This window comes from Azospirillum formosense (assembly GCF_040500525.1).
GTDB lineage: Bacteria > Pseudomonadota > Alphaproteobacteria > Azospirillales > Azospirillaceae > Azospirillum > Azospirillum formosense_A.
In genome coordinates this window covers 191,926-208,857 of sequence record NZ_CP159403.1, presented here as the reverse complement: position 1 = coordinate 208,857, position 16,932 = coordinate 191,926, and the positions used below count along the sequence as shown (strand labels likewise).

Genomic DNA, 16,932 nt, shown 5'->3' with positions numbered 1-16,932 from the left:
TATCGGGGGCGTTGTTCGTTGAGACCACTATGCCCTGGTATACCTAATACCACACGCGCGCTTATTGCAGGGCAGACCCCAAAAAACGCAACGCTTTCAATGCTTTAACTTGCTTACATTCCGCTTTGCGAACTGTCCGCCTCTCGGACTTGAAATTCTTGCCGCATCGCGGCAGGCCGCGGCCTAGCCAAGGCCGCCGCACCACCCCACTTCTGGTGTCATGCCGCGCGACGACAGCCAGCCCCGCTTTCCCGCCGTTCCGTCCGACCACTGGGACGGGCGCCGTTTCTTCAACCCCCACGCCGACACCGACAAGGGCCCGCGCGAGCTGTGGCGGCTCTACAAGGCGCGCGGCCCCCGCTGGACACCGCCGGCCCCGGAACCGCCCCGCCCTTTCCGTCCCGTCACTCCGGCGCGCGGCGAGGTCGCGGTCACCTTCATCGGGCAGGCGACCTTTCTGATCCAGATCGGCGGGGCGGCCTTCCTGACCGACCCCGTCTATTCCGACCACGCCGGTCCCTTCGGGCGGCTGGGGCCGAGGCGGGTGCGCCCGCCCGCGGTGCGCATGGAGGATCTGCCGGCCATCGACGCGGTTCTGCTCAGCCACAACCACTACGACCATCTCGACGCCCCGACGCTCCGCCAGCTGGCGCGGCGGCGCGGCGTTCCGCAGGTGATGACGGGGCTCGGCAACGGCCCGATGATGCGCCGTGCCGGCTTCGACGCGGTGCACGAGTTGGACTGGTGGGACAGCCTGCCCGGCCCGCACGGCACCCGAATCACCTTCGTCCCGGCGCAGCACTGGTCCGCCCGCACGCCCTTCGACCGGCGCAAGACCCTGTGGGGCGGTTTCGTGGTCGAGACGCCGGAGGCCGCCGTCTATTTCGCGGGCGACAGCGGCTATTGCCCGCATTTCAAGGAGATCGGGCGGCGGTTCGGCGCCATCGACGTCGCCCTGCTGCCGATCGGCGCCTACGAGCCGCGCTGGTTCATGGCCGCCCAGCACATGAACCCGGCCGACGCCGTTCGGGCGCACCGCGACCTGGGGGCGCGACACAGCGTCGCCATGCATTTCGGCACCTTCCAGCTGACCGCGGAAGGCATCGACGCCCCCATCCGCGCGCTGCACCACGCCCTGGCCGAACAGGCGGTCGATCCCGGCCATTTCGCCGTCCCCGGCTTCGGCGAACCCCTGCGGTTCCGCCGGCCCCCGGCCTAGCGCATAGGAGAATTTGCCCAGCGGCCTATGGCGCAAGCGCGATGGACGAAGCCGCGCGGATCGGAGTAACGCCTTCAGGGACAGCACCCACCACACAGGCGGAGCCGGGCGTAAATGCAGTTGGAAATCAGTGCCTTCGTTAGTTCACTCGGCAGCGAATCGGATTACGGCCCCGACGCGCTTGAGCGGGTGCGGGACAGCATGCGGTCCCTGGCCGACACGCTCGCCGCGCTGAACCTGGGCATTGTTCTGGAGGTGCGCGACGTGCAGCGTCTGCAGACCGTCACCCGCATCGTCCAGGCCAACGCGCCGAACCGCTGACCCCCCGGCTACCGCCGCAGCGGGCAGGCCCGGCGGGCCAGCCGGGCGTTCAGGTCGCCGGTCTCCACCACCGGCTCGCCCTGGCTGCGCATCACGAAACCGAAGGTGTCCATCACGCGGTCCAGCACGATCTCCTGGTCGTCGGGGCGGCGGCTGACCATCACAACGGCGTAGCCGGCGGCGCGGGCCACCGCCGGTTCCCCGCGCAGGCCGCGCACACCCCAGCCGGCCAGCGCGCCCTTGCAGCGGAACAGCTCCACCGCCAGGCCGGCGCCGCCGGTCGCACCGGCCACCACATAGCCGGCGGCCACCGCCAGCGGGGCCAGCAGCCCGTCCCAGTCCAGGCAGTCCTCCCGCGACACCCACATGCCGCCGACCGAACAGGGGGCGGCACCGATGGCCTCGCCCAACCCGGCGCGGAAGGCGCGCAGCACCTCCACCGCCTCCGCCGCGGGCATCGGCTCCACCCGGTGGCCGTCCGGCATCAGCATCAGGCGCCCAGCCCACTCGGTGGAGGGGGGAAGCTGCTCGGTCAGGCGGGCAAGGAGGGCTTCGCGCGCCTGGGCGAAAGGAACGACCTTGGACATGGGGAAAGGGGGACCAGCGGCAGGGGTTTGGGACGGGAACCGGGGCCGGAAGGAAGCGAAAGCGGCGCCCCCTGTCAACCGGTGCGCGAGCGCCTTCGCCACATTTCGGCCCCATTGTCACGGCCCTGCATCGCCGCCGCCGACGCCGGACAGAAAATCCCTCCGCCGGGTCGTTTTCCCCTTGCCAGCCCCCGGAAAGGGGCTTATAAGCCGGCCTCCGTTCCGGATTAGCTCAGTCGGTAGAGCAGCGGACTGTTAATCCGCGTGTCGCTGGTTCGAGTCCAGCATCCGGAGCCATATTGCGGGTGTAGCTCAGTTGGTTAGAGCGCCGGCCTGTCACGCCGGAGGCCGCGGGTTCAAGTCCCGTCACTCGCGCCACCTTCCCTCCTTGGTGGCTTTCTCCTCTTCTCCCCTCATCGCATCACGGTGACCGTGGCGGCCTCCGTCCGGCTGATCACCACCTCGTCGCCGGGCTTCACGGTTTCCAGACCCTGCACGTCCGGCGGGACAGGAACCGTGCGCGTGCGTCCCTGCGGCCCGCGCAGCGTGACCGTCCGCCGGTTGAGGTCGATGGCCTCGACCACCTCCGTCACCTGGGTGGTGGTGATCGCCGAGGCGCGCGGCATCTCGCCGACCGCGGCGCGGTCCGTGCTGCTCCGCTGAACGGCGTCCGGACCGCCGCCCGGCGGCTGGGTGACGATGTTGGTCAGGCGGGCGTATTCGATCCTCACGGTGTCGCCGACCTTGATGCGGTCGAAGTTCCGCACGGCGGTTCCGGCGGTCACCGCCTCCTCCCGCCCGTCCTGGAATTGCAGGATCACCGTGCGGGCCGCCTTGTCGACGCCGCGGACCTTGGCGGTGGAGCGGACGTTCTCGACCATGGACAGCCGTGGCGTCGGCTCGACGCTCGCCGGGGCCAGGGCGACGGAGGGTGGCGCGGTTTCGGACGCCGGCGCGCAGCCGGACAGGACCGCACCGGTCAGGAACACCGCAAGGATGGCACGGACTCGGCGCTTCATGGATCGTCTCCGCCAGTGTTTGGGTCGATTGGTTGTTGGGGCGCTCGGACGGCAACGTTGCACGGGTGCCCGTCGTTCCCAACACGCCCAACACGGAGGCGGACGTAAGTTACCGTATCCCACCGCAACCCTCGCCACGGACGGCGGAGCCCTGCCGGCCGCGGCGTGGCTCAAGGACGGATGCGTTGCCGGAAGGCAAGGAACTCCTGCCGGTCGAGCGTGGAATCGCGGTTGGTGTCGGCGATGAGGAACGCCTCGTCGATGACCGTGATGAACTCCAAACTGTCGATCCGCCCATCCGGCCCGGCGGCGCGGGCGAAGACCTCGGGCCGCAGCGGCGTCTCGTCGGGCGTCAGCACGAGATCCCGGTTCCGGTCCCAGACATAGAAGACCAGAATCTTGTTGTTCTGAAATTCCGCGTTCGAAATCCGCCCGTCGTGATTCTCGTCGAAGAGGTCGAACACGTCGGCCCCCTGCGCCGTCCGATCCGGCATCTCGGCGGCCGTGGCCGGCGCCCGCAATCCAACCGGCGAAGCAAGGGCTGCGAAGAGGAGGAAGACCGGACCGATGCTGCGGAACATGCTGCTGCGCCCCTCTGCATCATGACGTTCGCAACCATGCCGTCAAAGGAGGGGACCGGCACAGGTACCGTACCGAAACATACCGATGCCCCATCAGAAACATACCGATGCCCCATCAGAATTTGAACACCGCCTCCATCCCGACGAAGTGGATCGTCTTTGCGGGGCCGGTGTTCTGAAGGAAGGAGCCGGGCCGGAACAGCGAATAGGACAGCAGCCCCTCGACCGTGCGCCCGGCGGCGTAGGACAGCACAAGCTCCCCCTGCGTGCCGATGTGGCGCGACCGCGACCCGGCGCCGGAGCGGAGCAGGTTCCCGGACAGGTCGTAGACGCCGTCCTCCAGGCTCATCCGCCAATAGGCGATGGCCGAGGCGGACAGGCTGAATTCGTCCGACAGCGCCACATCCACGGAAGGATGCAGGTTCATCAGGTTCAACGGCCCCACCGGGGTCAGCTCCCCGAAATACTTGGCGCGGGGGAAGAGGGGGTTGAAGGTGCCCAGCCGGCCGTCGCCGGGATCGCGGTCGCCGCTGGCGATGTTCGCCTTCAGCCCGAGCCGCGGGCGCAGCGGAACACCGTCCCAGCGGTGGCCGGTGTCGCTGGCGACCGACCAGGCGGCGATGGTTTCCCCGTCAATGCGCCCGGTCTGGAGCATCGCCTCCCAGTTCCAGTCCCAGCCGTCGGCCTTTCCGAACAGGCGGGTGCCCAGCGTGTGCCGCTCCTCCCGCCCCTGCCCGCCCTCGAAGGACGCCGCCCGGTTGCCGTAGCCGATGTAGTAGGCGTCGAGCCCCGTGCCCCAGCCCGCAGCGGCGCCGCGCGTGGCGTACAGCCCCCAGGCGGACCGTCCACCGTCGCGCCGGTCGTCGAACAGGTCGGGCGCCGCGCGAACCGGACGGCCGAGGAAGCCGTCCACCCGCCAGGGGCCGGCCTTCACGATGCCGGTCACCGCGTCGAAGGCGCGCGGCACGTTGGCGCCGTAGCGCAGGCTGATCAGCCGTTCCGACCCGTAGGCGAGCATCTGGCGTCCCGCCCGCAGCGTGCCCTGCGCGTCCCCCAGCGGCACCGACAGGTCGGCGAAACCCTGCAGCAGGTCGGCGCGGTCGACGTCCGGCGCCCCCTCCGGCCCAAGCTTGCCCGCCGAACCGGCCATGATCAGCTGCCCGAAGACGCGGAGGGCCGGGCCGGCGCGCAGATCGGCATAGGGCAGCAGGCGCCATAGGCCGTAGGCGTCGTTCCTCGGCTCGTCCTGCCCCCAGCCGCTGTTGCGCACCGCCTCGCCGCGCAGCCGCGCCTCCAGCCCGGTGGACAGGGACAGGGTGCCGCCGGGGGTGAGCGGGATCGCCTTGAACCGCTCCCAGAAGGCGCCGCTCCCCGCCGCAGGGTCGAGGAGGTAGCGGTAGTCCTCGTCGTAGCGGGTGTTGGTCAGCGGAGGGGTCGGCGTTCCCTCAGGAGTCTCCGCAGGGGCCGGGGCGGACTGGAGCAACAGAGCCGCGACCAGCGCCCCGCGCCACCGCCTCACGACGCCTTTCCCGCGCCTTGCTCCAGCGCCAGGAAATGCGACACCCGCGGCGGACCGTCGCCGTGGTGGAAGGCCAGCGCCTCCTTCTGCACGTCCGCGTCGGCGTTGGACACGCGGCGGTGCTGGCGCTGGTGCTCCGCCCAGGATTCGACGAAGAACCACTCCAGCACCCGTTCCGGATCGCCGGAATCCTGGCTGACGCCCCAGGCGTAGGCGCCGTCCCGCCGCCGCGCCTCCGACAGGCGGCGGAGTGCCGCGTGGAAGGCGTGCTGGTCGGCGGCGGCCACCCGGTACTCGATGGTGATGAGCACCGGGCCGCGGTCGTTGCGCACCGGCTCGGCGGTCAGCGGCTCCGGCCAGTGGTTGGAGGGGGTAAGGTCGGCCTCGCCCTCCGGCAGCGGCACCGCGCGGGACAGCACCGCGACGGCGAGCAGCCCGGCGGCGCTGACCCACAAGGTGGCGGGCACGCCGATGGCGTCGGCCAGCGCGCCCCAGCCGAGGCTGCCCGCCGTCAGGGCGCCGTTGAACACCGTCAGATAGAGCGCAAGCCCGCGCCCGCGGACCCAGTTGGGCAGGATGGCCTGAGTCGTGGCGCTCAGCGTCGTCAGCACGGCGATCCAGGCCGCACCGGCGCCCAGCAGGACCGGCAGGGCCAGCCAGCGCGGCGGCGCCAGGGCCAGGATGCCCATGACGACGGCGGTGACCAGCGCCGCCGCCAGCATCAGGCCGTCCGCCCCCAGACGTTCGCGCAGGCGCGGCAGGACGGTCGCTCCGCCGATGGCCCCCGCCCCCACGGCGCCGAGCAGCAGGCCGTAGAAGCCCGGCCCGCCGCCCAGCATCGGTCCGGCGACGATGGGCAGCAGGGCCCACAGGGCGCTGGCGCAGGCGAAGAACAGGCCGGCGCGCAGGAAGACGCGGTGCAGCTCCTTGCTGGCGCGGGCGTAGCGCAGCCCGGCGCGCAGCGCGCCGCCGAACTGCTCCGACAGCTCGTCGCGGGTGTCGGGGGTGCGCCGCCACCACAGCAGGGCGGCGATGACGATGATGTAGGAGGAGACGTCCACCGCGTAGGTGGCGGCGGCCCCGGCGGCGGCGAGGATCGCGCCGCCCGCCGCCGGGCCGATGGCGCGGGCGATGTTGATGCCCAGGCTGTTCAGCGCCACCGCACCCTTCAGCTCGCCGCGCGGCACCAGCTCCGGCACGATGGACTGCCAGACCGGCGCCATCAGCGCCGCCCCGACCCCGCCGAGGAAGGTCAGACCGGCGATGGAGGCGACGCTGGCGACGCCCAGCGCCGCCTGGATCATCAGCGCGGCGCTGACGCAGGCGAGCAGGCACTGGATGACGATCAGCATCCGCCGCCGGTCCATGATGTCCGACAGCACGCCCGCCGGGATCGCCAGCAGGAAGATGGGCAGCGAGCCCGCCGCCTGGATCAGCGCGACGGTGGACGGCGATCCCGACAGGTCGAGGACCAGCCACGCGCTCGCCACGTCGCGCATGAAGGTGCCGACGTTGCCCAGCACCGCCGCCACCCACAGCACGGCGAACAGCCGGTTGCTCAGCGGCGCGAAGGCCCCGGCGGGCTTTTTCCCGGGGTTCGGGACGGCCTCGGCGGTCATGGGGCCCCTCCCCGGCGGTGGGTGTTGCGATGGGTGAGCACCGCCGCCGCGGCGAAGCCGCCGACGATGGCCAGATGCTCCAGGAAGGTGGCGGTCTGGCGGGCGCGGTCCGGCCCCTCATAGGTCCAGAAGGCGTGGGCGAGCAGCGTGGCGACCACCGTGAAGCCGGCGAGGATCCCGGCGCCGAGCCAGCACCAGCGCCGCGTCAGGAACAGCGCCGACCCGCCGAGCTGGGTGACGATCACCGCCACCGCGACGAGGACCGGCAGGCCCAGCCCCAGCCCCGCCGCCTCGGCCACGGCGCCGTTGAAGTCCGTCAGCTTGACCAGCCCGCTGACGACGAAGGGCGCCGCCAGCGCGAGGCGGGCGAGCCAGGCGGTCCCCGGCCAGTCGAGCAGGGCGGCGACCGGCGCAACGGCGTCCTTGCGCGTGGAGAAGGTGTCGGCCATCGTTGCGCTCCTCCTCAGACCGCCCAGCAGCCGCAGCCGAACACGCCCCAGAAGCTGCGCGCGTCGGACGAGGGCACGTCGGCGCCCAGCGCCGCCGCGTGGTCGTGGCCGTGCACGGCGCAGCCGGAATGGCAACCGCACTCCGCCGCCTGCCGCTGCACCGTCTTGGGATCGCGGTAATAGCCGCCGACCGTGGCGACCGGCGACCAGTCGGGCATCGGCTTGGGCAGCGGCGGGGCGAGCGTGCCGTAATCGCCCTCGCCATGCACCACGGCGCCGCCCAGCAGGGTCAGGACCGAGCGGATGTGGGGGATGCGGTCCTCCGGCACCGCCATGTAGTCGTCGCTGAGCAGCGCCGCGTCGGCGAGTTGCCCGGCCTCGATCCGGCCCTTCTTGCCCTGCTCGTTGGAGAACCAGGTGTTGGCCTCCGTCCACAGGCGCAGCGCCGTTTCGCGGTCCAGCCGGTTGGCCATCGGGTAGAGCGACAGCCCGCCGACCGTCCTGCCGGTGACCAGCCAGGACAGCGAGACCCAGGGGTTGTAGCTGGCGACGCGGGTGGCGTCCGTCCCGGCGCCCACCGGCACACCGGCGGCCATCATCTTGGCGATGGGCGGCGTGGCCTCGGCGGCCTTGGCGCCGTAGCGCTCCACGAAATACTCACCCTGATAGGCCATGCGGTGCTGCACGGCGATGCCGCCGCCAAGCGCCGCGATGCGGTCGATGTTGCGGTCGCTGATCGTCTCGGCGTGGTCGAAGAACCAGTTCAGCCCCTGCAGCGGGATGTCGCGGTTGACCTTCTCGAAGACGTCGAGCGCCCGCCCGATGGTCTCGTCGTAGGTGGCGTGCAGCCGCCACGGCCAGCGCCGCTCGGCGAGCAGGCGGACCACCGGCTCCAGGTCCGTCTCCATGTTGGGCGGCATCTCGGGCCGGGCGACGCGGAAGTCCTCGAAGTCGGCGGCGGAATAGACCAGCATCTCCCCCGCCCCGTTCAGGCGGTAGCGGTCGTCGCCGTCGCCCGGCTTGACCGTGTCCGACCAGGTGGCGAAGTCCTTCAACTCCTCCTTCGGCTTCTGGGTGAACAGGTTGTAGGCGATGCGCAGCGTCATCTCGCCGTCGGCGTGCAGCTTCTCGATGATCGCGTAGTCGTCGGGGTAGTTCTGGAAGCCGCCGCCGGCGTCGATCACGCTGGTCACGCCCAGCCCGTTCAGCTCGCGCATGAAATGGCGGGTCGAGTTGACCTGATACTCCTCCGGCAGCTTCGGCCCCTTGGCGAGGGTCGAATAGAGGATCATCGCGTTGGGCAGGGCGAGCAGCAGGCCGGTCGGGTTGCCCGCGGCGTCGCGCTGGATCTCGCCGCCCGGCGGGTTCGGCGTGTCCTTGCCGTAGCCCACCGCCCGCAGCGCGGCGGCGTTCAGCAGCGCGCGGTCGTAGAGGTGCAGGATGAAGACCGGCGTGTCGGGGGCGGCGGCGTTCAGCTCCTCCAGCGTCGGCAGGCGCTTCTCGGCGAACTGATGTTCGGTGAAGCCGCCGACGACGCGCACCCATTGCGGGGCCGGGGTGCGGGCCACCTGGGCGCGCAGCATCGCCATGGCGTCGGCCAGCGTCGGCACGCCGTCCCAGCGCAGCTCCATGTTGTAGTTCAGGCCGCCGCGGATGACGTGGATGTGGCTGTCGATCAGGCCGGGAATCAGGCGGCGTCCCTTGGCGTCGATCACCGCGGCGTCGGGGGCGGCGGCGGCGCGCACCTCGGCCTCCCGCCCAACGGCGAGGAAGCGCCCGTCGCGGATCGCCACGGCCTCGGCCTGCGGGTTGGCGCGGTCGAGCGTCGTGACGCGGGCGTTGACGATCAGAAGGTCGGAAGAGGGCATGGCGGCATTCCCAAGGCGGGTGAGCAGGGGCGAGGCGAGCAGGGTGGCGGCGGCGGCGCCGGCGATGGCGCCCCGGCGACCGATGCCGGTGCGGCCGGTACCGGTGCGGCCGGTCATGCCCGGCCCCGCGGCGGTGCGTCCGTGGCCGGGACCGGCGGGTTCGCCGCGTCCGGCGCCACGGCGGCGCTGCCGGCCTGCGGCCCCAGGATGTGGCGGGCGCAGTCGTTCTGGATGAAGGCGAGGACCGGCTGCCCGGCGATCAGCCGCTTGACCACCGGCACCGCCTGCTCGCCGACCAGCATGCCGAGCAGGCCGATCAGGGCGATGGTGGGCGGCGCGGGGGAGCGGACCCCGAGCAACGCGTAGAGGACGCCGACCAGGATGCCGGCGCCGAGGGAAAGCAGATAGGGCATCATGGCGTGCCTGTTCTTCGTCCGGATGGGCGGGAAGAGGCGGACCGGCCCCGGGGAGGATCGGGACCGGTCCGCCGCGGCGCGGGGCGTCGCGCGCCGCAAACCGGGCGCCTGAGCCCAAGGCGCCCAATCTGAGCGCCGGGGCTCAGGCGCCGCGATCAGGCGGCGGCGCTGTGGCCGCCTTCCGACGCGCCGAACATCGTCTTGGCGTAGATGATGCCCAGGCCATAGGCGCCGCCGTATTTCTTGGCGATGCCGGTGGTCATCTCGTAGGTCTCGGTGCGCGCCCAGTCGCGCTGCAGCTCCAGCATGTACTGGAGCGAGGTCATCGGACGCACGCCGGCCTGGATCATGCGCTCCATGGCGCGCTGGTGCGCCTCGACCGAGACGTCGCCGCAGGCGTCGGCGATGACGTAGACCTCGAAGCCCTGGTCCAGCGCCGACAGGGTCGGGCCGACGATGCAGACCGAGGTCCAGAGGCCGCAGAAGACCAGCCGGGTCTTGCCCAGGCCGTTCACCCGCTTGATGACGTTCGCGTCCTCCCAGGTGTTCATGGAGGTGCGGTCGGTGACCTCCGCCCCCGGGAAGGCCTCGGTGATCTCGGAGAAGATCGGGCCGGAGAAGCTCTTTTCCGCGACCGTGGTCAGGATGGTCGAGACGCCGAAGCCGGCGGCGGCGTGGGCGACCAGCGCGGTGTTGGTGCGCAGCGTCGTGGCGTCGATCGAATGGGTCGCGAAGGCCATCTGCGACTGATGATCGATCATGATCAGCGCGTGGTCCTTCGGCGATACGAGCAGCTTGCCGGGAGTCGCGGTGGCGGTGATGGTCATGTCTCTATCCCCGTTGTTTTTGGCGCCGGTGCCAATGGCGATGGCCGTGGCGAATCACGTGACGATGTCTGTGGCCCGGCGGTGTGTCGAAGCATCGGTCAGGGACGGAGGGCGGCGACATTGAACTTGCGTTTGCGAGCCCTATACCTTGGTATATCAGGCCAAGGCGCCGCTCGCCGCCGGTGCCGGTCGGGGTAAAGGACAGGGTTGAGGGCGGACGTGACCCGACGGGCGGGCGAGCGACGGTGATGCGCACGAGCGATGACCCCGGAGACCAGCGGTTTCTTCTGGCAACCCTGCCCCCGCGGGCGGGTCAGACCCGGCTGGCCGTCGGCACGGTGGCCGGACTCCTGGCCGCCCTGGCCATTGCCGCCCCCTTCGCCCGCCTGACGACGGAGGGCACGGCGGTCCTGCTGCCCGCCTACGCCACCGCGGTCCTGCTGACCGAGCTGATGACCGCCGTCCTGCTGTTCGCGCTCTACGCCACGCAGCGCACGCCGGCCCTGCTGGCGCTGGCCGCCGGCTACCTGACGACGGCGCTGCTGATCGTCCCCTGGGCGCTGACCTTTCCCGGCGTCTTCGCGCCGACCGGGCTGCTCGGCGCCGGCCTGCAGAGCACGGCCATCGTCGCCGCCGGGCGACGCATCGGGTTGCCGCTGTTCATCCTGGCCTACGCGCTGCTCAAGGCCGCGGAGGCCGGCCCGCGCGACGCGCACCGCCCGGCCCTGCCCGCCATCGCCGGCGGCATGGCCCTGGCGATGGCCCTGGCCGGGGGCCTCACCGCCTTCTCGCTGGCCGACGACGCCCTTCTGCCGCGGCTGATGGTCGACACCATGCGCGAAACGCCGCTGTGGCTGGTCGTGCCGGTGACGGCGCTGGCGCTGTGCGCCGTGGCGCTGGCCGCGCTCGGGCGGCAGCGGCTCTCGGTCCTCGACCTCTGGCTGATGGTCGTGCTCGCCGCCTGGGCCATCGAGACCTGCCTGCTGAGTTTCATCAGCGGCGGGCGCTTCAGCGCCGGCTGGTGGTCGGGGCGGCTGTTCGGCCTCGCCGCCTCCAGCATCGTCCTGCTGGTCCTACTGGCCGAGATGACGACGCTCTACGGGCGGCTGGTCCGCTCGGTGGCGGCGGAGCGGCGGGTGCGCGACGCGCGTCTGGCCAGCCTGGAGGCGCTCTCCGCCTCCATCGCGCACGAAGTCAACCAGCCGCTGGCGAGCATGGTCACCAACGCGGGCGCCGGGCTGCGCTGGCTCGACCGCCCGTCGCCCAATCTGGTGGAGGTGCGGGCGGCGCTGAAGCGGATTTCCGACGACGGGCACCGCGCCGCGCGGGTGATCGCCTGCATCCGCGACTCCTTCCGCAAGACGCCGCCCCAGCGCAGCCGGCTGGACATCAACGGCGTGATCCGCAGCGCGCTGGACCGCACGGAGGGCGAACGCCGCCTGAACCGCATCGCCGTGCGCACCGATCTCCAGCAGCGCCTGCCGACGGTCAACGGCAGCACGGTGCAGCTCGAACAGGTCCTGCTCAATCTGATCGCCAACGCCGACGACGCCATGGCCGCGGTCACCGACCGGCCGCGCGTTCTGAGCATCCGCTCGCGCCGCCGCGGGCTCGCCGACGTGGTCGTGTCGGTGGAGGACACCGGCACCGGCCTCCAGGAGGCCCTGGAGGACCGGCTGTTCGAACCTTTCTTCACCACCAAGGAGCATGGGATCGGCATGGGGCTGACCATCTGCCAGTCGATCATCGAGGCCCATGGCGGCCGGCTGTGGGCGACCGCCAACCAGCCCCACGGCGCCGTCTTCCGCTTCACCCTGCCCGTCGACGACGAGCCGGAGCGGCCGGAGGCCGGGGCGGCGCTGGAGCGGACGCGATGACCGACCGCTCCCTCTCCGACCGGTCCGCCATACCCGTGGAAACGCCCTTCGTCGCCATCATCGACGACGATCCCTCGATCAGGGACTCGCTGGTCAGCCTGCTGCGCTCGGTCGGGCTGACCGCCCTGCCCTTCGCCTCGGCGCAGGAGTTCCTGCAGCAGCGCCTGCCCGACGCGCCGGGCTGCCTCGTGCTCGACGTGCGGCTGCCCGGCCAGAGCGGGCTGGAGTTCCAACGCGAGCTGAGCGGGACGGACAGCCGTCTGCCGGTCGTCTTCATCACCGGCCACGGCGACATTCCCATGTCGGTGACGGCGATGAAGGCGGGGGCCGTGGAGTTCCTCGCCAAGCCGTTCCGCGACCAGGATCTGATCGACGCCGTCCACACCGGCATCGAGCGCGACCGCGACCGCCGCCGCGCCCTGGACGCGCTGTGCGACCTGCGCGAGCGGTTCCGCAGCCTGACCCCGCGCGAGCGGGAGGTGATGCGGCTCGTCGCCGCCGGGCAGCTCAACAAGCAGATCGCCGCCGAGCTGCAGCTCAGCGAGATCACCGTGAAGGTCCACCGCGCCAGCGTGATGCGCAAGATGCAGGCGCGGTCCCTGCCCGATCTGGTGCGCATCGCCGACAAGGTGACCCTCGCCGGCGACGCCTGAGCGGTCCTTGCCTACGCCCCCTTGATGAAGGCCAGCACGTCGGCGTTGAAGCGGTCCTGGTGGGTGGCCGTCAGGCCGTGCGGCGCCCCCTCGTAAACCTTGAGCGTCGCCTGCGGCGCGATCTCCACGGCGCGGCGGGCGGCCGCGTCGATGGGCACGATCTGGTCGTCGTCGCCGTGGATGAGCAGCGTCGGGACCGCCATCTTTTTCAGGTCCTCGGTGAAGTCGGTTTCCGAGAATTGCTGGATGCAGTCGTAGGCGCCCTTGATCCCGGCCATCATGCCCTGGAGCCAGAAGGAGTGCCGCAGCCCCTCCGACACCTTCGCCCCGTCGCGGTTGAAGCCGTAGAAGGGCATGGTCAGGTCGAGGAAGAACTGCGCCCGGTCGTCGTAGGTGCCCTTGCGGATGCCGTCGAAGACCTCCATCGGCAGGCCGCCGGGGTTGGCCGCCGTCTTCAGCATGATCGGCGGCACCGCCCCGACCAGCACGGCCTTGGCGACCCGCCCGGTGCCGTGGCGCCCGATGTAGCGGGCGACCTCGCCGCCGCCGGTCGAATGGCCGATCATCACCGCGTCGCGCACGTCCAGCGCGTCGAGCAGTTCGGCCAGATCGTCGGCGTACTGGTCCATGTGGTTGCCGGTCCAGGTCTGGTCGGACCGGCCGTGGCTGCGCCGGTCGTGGGCGATGACCCGATAGCCCTGCTGGCCGAAGAACAGCATCTGCCCGTCCCAGGCGTCGGCGCTGAGCGGCCATCCGTGCGAGAAGACCACCGGCTGCCCGCTGCCCCAATCCTTGTAGAAGATGCGGGTGCCGTCCTTGGTGGAAATCGTGCTCAAAACCCCCTCCTTTTTTGGACGCGCGAAGGATCCGCGGCGCGAGGGGAAGGCCGACACCGGCCTGTCCGTGGGCGACGCGGGACTCGACTTCGCCACAACAGTGCCGGAGGCGGGCCGGCCTGGGAACTATACGGAGGTATCGGTGGGCTGGGACAGCGTATGGGGGGAGGGCGGCCATCCGTCCGCCAGCACGACGGGAAGGACGCGTTCCAGCGACAGCCGGTCGAACACCCAGTCCCGATGGGCGGCCCGCAGCCGCGCCCGGCGATCCGGGTCGTCCCGCAACGCCGCCAGCCGCTGCACGGCCTCCGCGCCGTCGCCGAAGCTCAGGTCGGCCGCGACGGGGCCGAACAGACGGTCGCTGTCGGCGTGCCGCCAGCTCACCAGCAGGCCGTCGCGTTTCAGGATTTCCAGGGTGCGCGGGAAAATGGCGGTGTCGTAGGCGAGGCTTCCGAAATCCAGGCAGGCCGCGGCCTCGTGATAGAGGGTGCGCGGCTGCGGGGAGACCGGATGCGCCGCGATGCCGTGCCGGTCCCAGCCGTTCCCCCACAGGGCGAAAGCCTCCCCGAAGGCGTCGCGCAGGGCGGCGGCGAAGCGCCGGCGGTTCTCCACCGCGAAGGCCGCGGCGAAGGCCCGGTTGAACGCCAGCGTCCAGGCGGGATCGGCGGACGGCCCGGCCAGACCGCACAGGTCCATGGCCGCCGTCCGGTGCAGCGCCGGCCGGGCGCGCATCGCCTCGGCGACGGTTTCGGCGGCGCGCCGGACCGCGGGCCCAACAGCGGAGTTGCCGGGCTCCGCCGGCGGGCAGCCCTGGCCGAGATAGACGAAGCGCCCGGCGACCAGCGGCGTCTCGTCCCGGTCCCCGGCCTCCCCGGTCATGACGCGGTAGGGGTGGCGGACCAATCCGGGATCGGCCAGGGACATCCAGCGCTTGTAGAGATGCACCGTACCGTCGCCGTCCCGCAGGGCGCAGATCCAGGGATGCACCCCCAGCGGAGCGTGAAACACCCGCGTCAGGCCCAGCCGCCCGCACTGCTCCGCCACGCCGGGGCACATGCACCACATCCGGACGTTCCAGCGCTCCATCCAGCGGTCCGCCTCCGCCACCGCCGCGGGGGTGGCGGCGCCGATCTCCTCCAGCGGATGCTTCAGGCAGATGTGGACGATGGCCGGGCGCGTGCCGAAGGACGCCACATAGGCGCTCAGCATCTCCACCGTGTCGCGCGGGATCTCGAACAGGTTCAGCGCGAGGATGGCGTCGATCGGCCGGTCGATCACCTCCTGCGAGATGTCGGGAAGCGCCAGCACCGACTCATGGCCCAGCGCGACCAGGGCGGCGTGGATGGACCAGAGGATTTCGGACGTTCCCTGCCCGCAGAGAAGCACACGCATCGCCACCTCTCTCACGCCCGCGGCCGGTGCAGGGCCACGGCCTCGTCCAGCAGGGCGGCGAGACGCGCGGCGTCGCCCCCCCCCCCGGACCACCGCGAAGCGGGCGCGGGCGGCGGCCCGGGCCTGCTCCAGCCGCTCCGGAGCGGAGGCCAGCGCCGCCGCCCGCGCGATGAAGGCGTCCTCGTCCGTCACCAGGAAATCCGGCCCGGCGACGCTCGCCACGTCACCGCCGGGAAAGGACAGGATCGGCACGCCCGCCGCCAGGGCCTGCGCCGCGCTCGCCCCGCCGCCGGTGCGGCGCGGGTTCAGGCAGAGGCCGCACAGCCCCAGCAGCCCGTCCATCCGCTCCACCCAGCCCAGGCTGCGCAGCCGTCCGGCGTGGCGGGAGGCGGCGAGCCGTCCGGGCAACGCCCCGGCGTCACCGGCGAACAGCACGACGGCCCGCGGGATGGCGTCGAGAAGCCGCTCCAGAAGGGCGAGGAACTCCGCCCCCACCTCGGCGTCCAGACGGTTGCCGATCACCACGCAGGGAAAGGCGTCCTCGGGAATGCCGAAATCCAGGCGGGCGGCGGGGGACGCGCCGTCGTCCGGGCGCAGCGACAGGCCCAGGCGGAACGGCCGCCACGCCCGGGCGAAGCGGCCCCCTTCGGGCGGCGGGGCGGTGCCGCCGAAATCCAGCGCGATGTCGGCCAGCGAGACGGGCGTGCCGGTGGTCGTCGGGATGCACAGCAGCGGCCGCGCCGCTCCCAGCAGGTCGGCCAGCAGCACGGACCCGCCGAAGCCGATCACCACGTCCGGATCGAACGCCTCGACCGCCGCCAGGAAGCCCTTGAGCTTGCCCGCCGTCAGCCCCGGCTCCACCGAGGAGACCAGGCGGAAGCGCTGGTCCTCGAAGGCGATGAACTGCTCGCCGTCCAACTGCGCCTCGATGGCCGCGGCGAAGGGCGGGACGAAGGAGCTGTGGTAGCGGTCCGGCATCATGTTGGTGTTGAGGATCAGCACCTCCCGCCCGGCGCCCCCCTGCAGAAGGGCCGCCTGCCGCAGAAGGTCGCGGGACGGCTGGTGATACGCGGACAGAAGCTGGTTGGTGACCATCGCCACTCGCCCGGTGGCCGGCGCCCCGGCGGGCCGCGGGGCCGGGCGCAGATCCAGGCGCCGCGCCACCTCGCCCAGGAAGCGTTCGTAGAAGGGGAAGAGCCTGTTGGTGAAGAAGTCGGGCTGGCTCGCCGCGTCCATGCGCGTCAGAAAGATCTGCCGCTGCATCGACCAGTAGATCTGGTTGACGCCCTCCAGCGGCGCCAAATCCAGCACATGCTCGACCATGTCGAGGATGCGGGCGAAGCGCCGCAGGTCGCCGGAGATGTGGGCCAGCGCGGATTCCCGCAGGATCGGATCGGCGCCCGCGACCGCGCTGTCCAGCGCGGCCATCAGCACCGGATCGGCGCCCAGCCCCGCGGCCCGCGCCTCCTCGCAGACGTCGGCGATGGCCTTCAGATCCTCCCCGGTGCCCGCGGGTCCGCACAGGCGTGCCGCAACCGCGGGGAGAAGAGCGGCGGCACGGCTGGAATCGTTCGGCATGTCGGCGCTCCGGATCGGACAGCAAACTCGAAGACAGGAAATGCGAGGACGGGACGGCGGACCGCCGGACAGCGGCGCGTTTCACCGCCTTGTCCGGTTACCTCGTCCGGCCGCCTCGATCAGCCGTGTGCTTTGTTATCACCAACAGGCAAGAGACGCGAGCCGATGTCG

At 71.5% G+C, this 16,932-nt stretch carries 15 protein-coding genes and 2 tRNA genes; 6 read left to right on the top strand and 11 right to left on the bottom strand.

The features are described from left to right. The first annotated feature begins 220 nt into the window (after positions 1-220). Together ABVN73_RS14070 and ABVN73_RS14065 are read left to right on the top strand one after the other, a co-directional pair. Positions 221-1,219: an MBL fold metallo-hydrolase gene (locus ABVN73_RS14070; RefSeq protein ID WP_353860286.1), complete on the top strand. Its 999-nt coding sequence runs from the start codon at positions 221-223 to the stop codon at positions 1,217-1,219. 114 nt (positions 1,220-1,333) lie between these two features. Continuing rightward, positions 1,334-1,540 carry a hypothetical protein gene (locus ABVN73_RS14065; RefSeq protein WP_353860285.1) on the top strand — a complete coding sequence of 69 codons (207 nt, stop codon included), beginning with the start codon at positions 1,334-1,336 and terminating at the stop codon, positions 1,538-1,540. A gap of 8 nt (positions 1,541-1,548) precedes the next feature. On the opposite strand, the gene ABVN73_RS14060 is transcribed toward ABVN73_RS14065, so the two are convergent. Further along, entirely contained in the window at positions 1,549-2,127 is a 579-nt protein-coding gene (locus ABVN73_RS14060; RefSeq protein ID WP_353860284.1) for a hypothetical protein, read from the bottom strand. A 221-nt stretch (positions 2,128-2,348) separates the two neighbouring features. Here ABVN73_RS14060 and ABVN73_RS14055 point away from each other — a divergent pair. Then, positions 2,349-2,424: transfer RNA gene (locus ABVN73_RS14055), tRNA-Asn, on the top strand. A 4-nt stretch (positions 2,425-2,428) separates the two neighbouring features. After that, positions 2,429-2,505, top strand: a tRNA-Asp gene (locus ABVN73_RS14050). Between the two features lie 35 nt (positions 2,506-2,540). Here ABVN73_RS14050 and ABVN73_RS14045 read toward each other — a convergent pair. The 8 genes from ABVN73_RS14045 to ABVN73_RS14010 form a co-directional block, all read right to left on the bottom strand. Further along, positions 2,541-3,146 carry a hypothetical protein gene (locus tag ABVN73_RS14045; RefSeq protein WP_353860283.1) on the bottom strand — a complete coding sequence of 202 codons (606 nt, stop codon included), beginning with the start codon at positions 3,144-3,146 and terminating at the stop codon, positions 2,541-2,543. A 170-nt stretch (positions 3,147-3,316) separates the two neighbouring features. Continuing rightward, positions 3,317-3,727 (bottom strand): hypothetical protein, encoded by a 411-nt coding sequence (locus tag ABVN73_RS14040; RefSeq protein ID WP_353860282.1) that lies wholly within the window; start codon positions 3,725-3,727, stop codon positions 3,317-3,319. A 115-nt stretch (positions 3,728-3,842) separates the two neighbouring features. After that, a complete protein-coding gene (locus tag ABVN73_RS14035) occupies positions 3,843-5,246 on the bottom strand; it encodes an alginate export family protein (protein ID WP_353860281.1) in 1,404 nt (467 codons plus the stop codon). Beyond that, positions 5,243-6,865 carry an MFS transporter gene (locus ABVN73_RS14030; RefSeq protein ID WP_353860280.1) on the bottom strand — a complete coding sequence of 541 codons (1,623 nt, stop codon included), beginning with the start codon at positions 6,863-6,865 and terminating at the stop codon, positions 5,243-5,245. The genes ABVN73_RS14035 and ABVN73_RS14030 overlap by 4 nt, the downstream gene beginning before the upstream one ends. Beyond that, positions 6,862-7,314: a DoxX family protein gene (locus ABVN73_RS14025; RefSeq protein ID WP_353860279.1), complete on the bottom strand. Its 453-nt coding sequence runs from the start codon at positions 7,312-7,314 to the stop codon at positions 6,862-6,864. Before ABVN73_RS14025 ends, ABVN73_RS14030 begins: the two co-directional genes overlap by 4 nt. Before the next feature lie 14 nt (positions 7,315-7,328). Then, a complete protein-coding gene (locus tag ABVN73_RS14020) occupies positions 7,329-9,299 on the bottom strand; it encodes an amidohydrolase (protein ID WP_353860278.1) in 1,971 nt (656 codons plus the stop codon). After that, entirely contained in the window at positions 9,296-9,598 is a 303-nt protein-coding gene (locus ABVN73_RS14015) for a XapX domain-containing protein (RefSeq protein ID WP_353860277.1), read from the bottom strand. The genes ABVN73_RS14020 and ABVN73_RS14015 overlap by 4 nt, the downstream gene beginning before the upstream one ends. Before the next feature lie 155 nt (positions 9,599-9,753). Continuing rightward, positions 9,754-10,425, bottom strand: coding sequence for a hydrolase (locus ABVN73_RS14010; RefSeq protein WP_353860276.1), 672 nt, complete (start codon positions 10,423-10,425; stop codon positions 9,754-9,756). Between the two features lie 248 nt (positions 10,426-10,673). Between ABVN73_RS14010 and ABVN73_RS14005 the strand changes: the two genes are divergently transcribed. After that, complete coding sequence (locus ABVN73_RS14005) at positions 10,674-12,302, top strand: MASE4 domain-containing protein (RefSeq protein WP_353860275.1); 1,629 nt, start codon at positions 10,674-10,676, stop codon at positions 12,300-12,302. Beyond that, positions 12,299-12,955, top strand: coding sequence for a response regulator transcription factor (locus tag ABVN73_RS14000; RefSeq protein ID WP_353860274.1), 657 nt, complete (start codon positions 12,299-12,301; stop codon positions 12,953-12,955). The genes ABVN73_RS14005 and ABVN73_RS14000 overlap by 4 nt, the downstream gene beginning before the upstream one ends. Positions 12,956-12,966: 11 nt before the next feature. Here the strand turns inward: ABVN73_RS14000 and ABVN73_RS13995 are convergent, their stop codons facing one another. Continuing rightward, positions 12,967-13,791, bottom strand: a complete 825-nt coding sequence (locus tag ABVN73_RS13995) for an alpha/beta hydrolase (RefSeq protein WP_353860273.1) — start codon at positions 13,789-13,791, stop codon at positions 12,967-12,969. 126 nt (positions 13,792-13,917) lie between these two features. Beyond that, on the bottom strand, positions 13,918-16,761 hold the full coding sequence (locus tag ABVN73_RS13990) for a glycosyltransferase (RefSeq protein WP_353860272.1): 2,844 nt from the start codon (positions 16,759-16,761) through the stop codon (positions 13,918-13,920). Positions 16,762-16,932 lie beyond the last annotated feature (171 nt).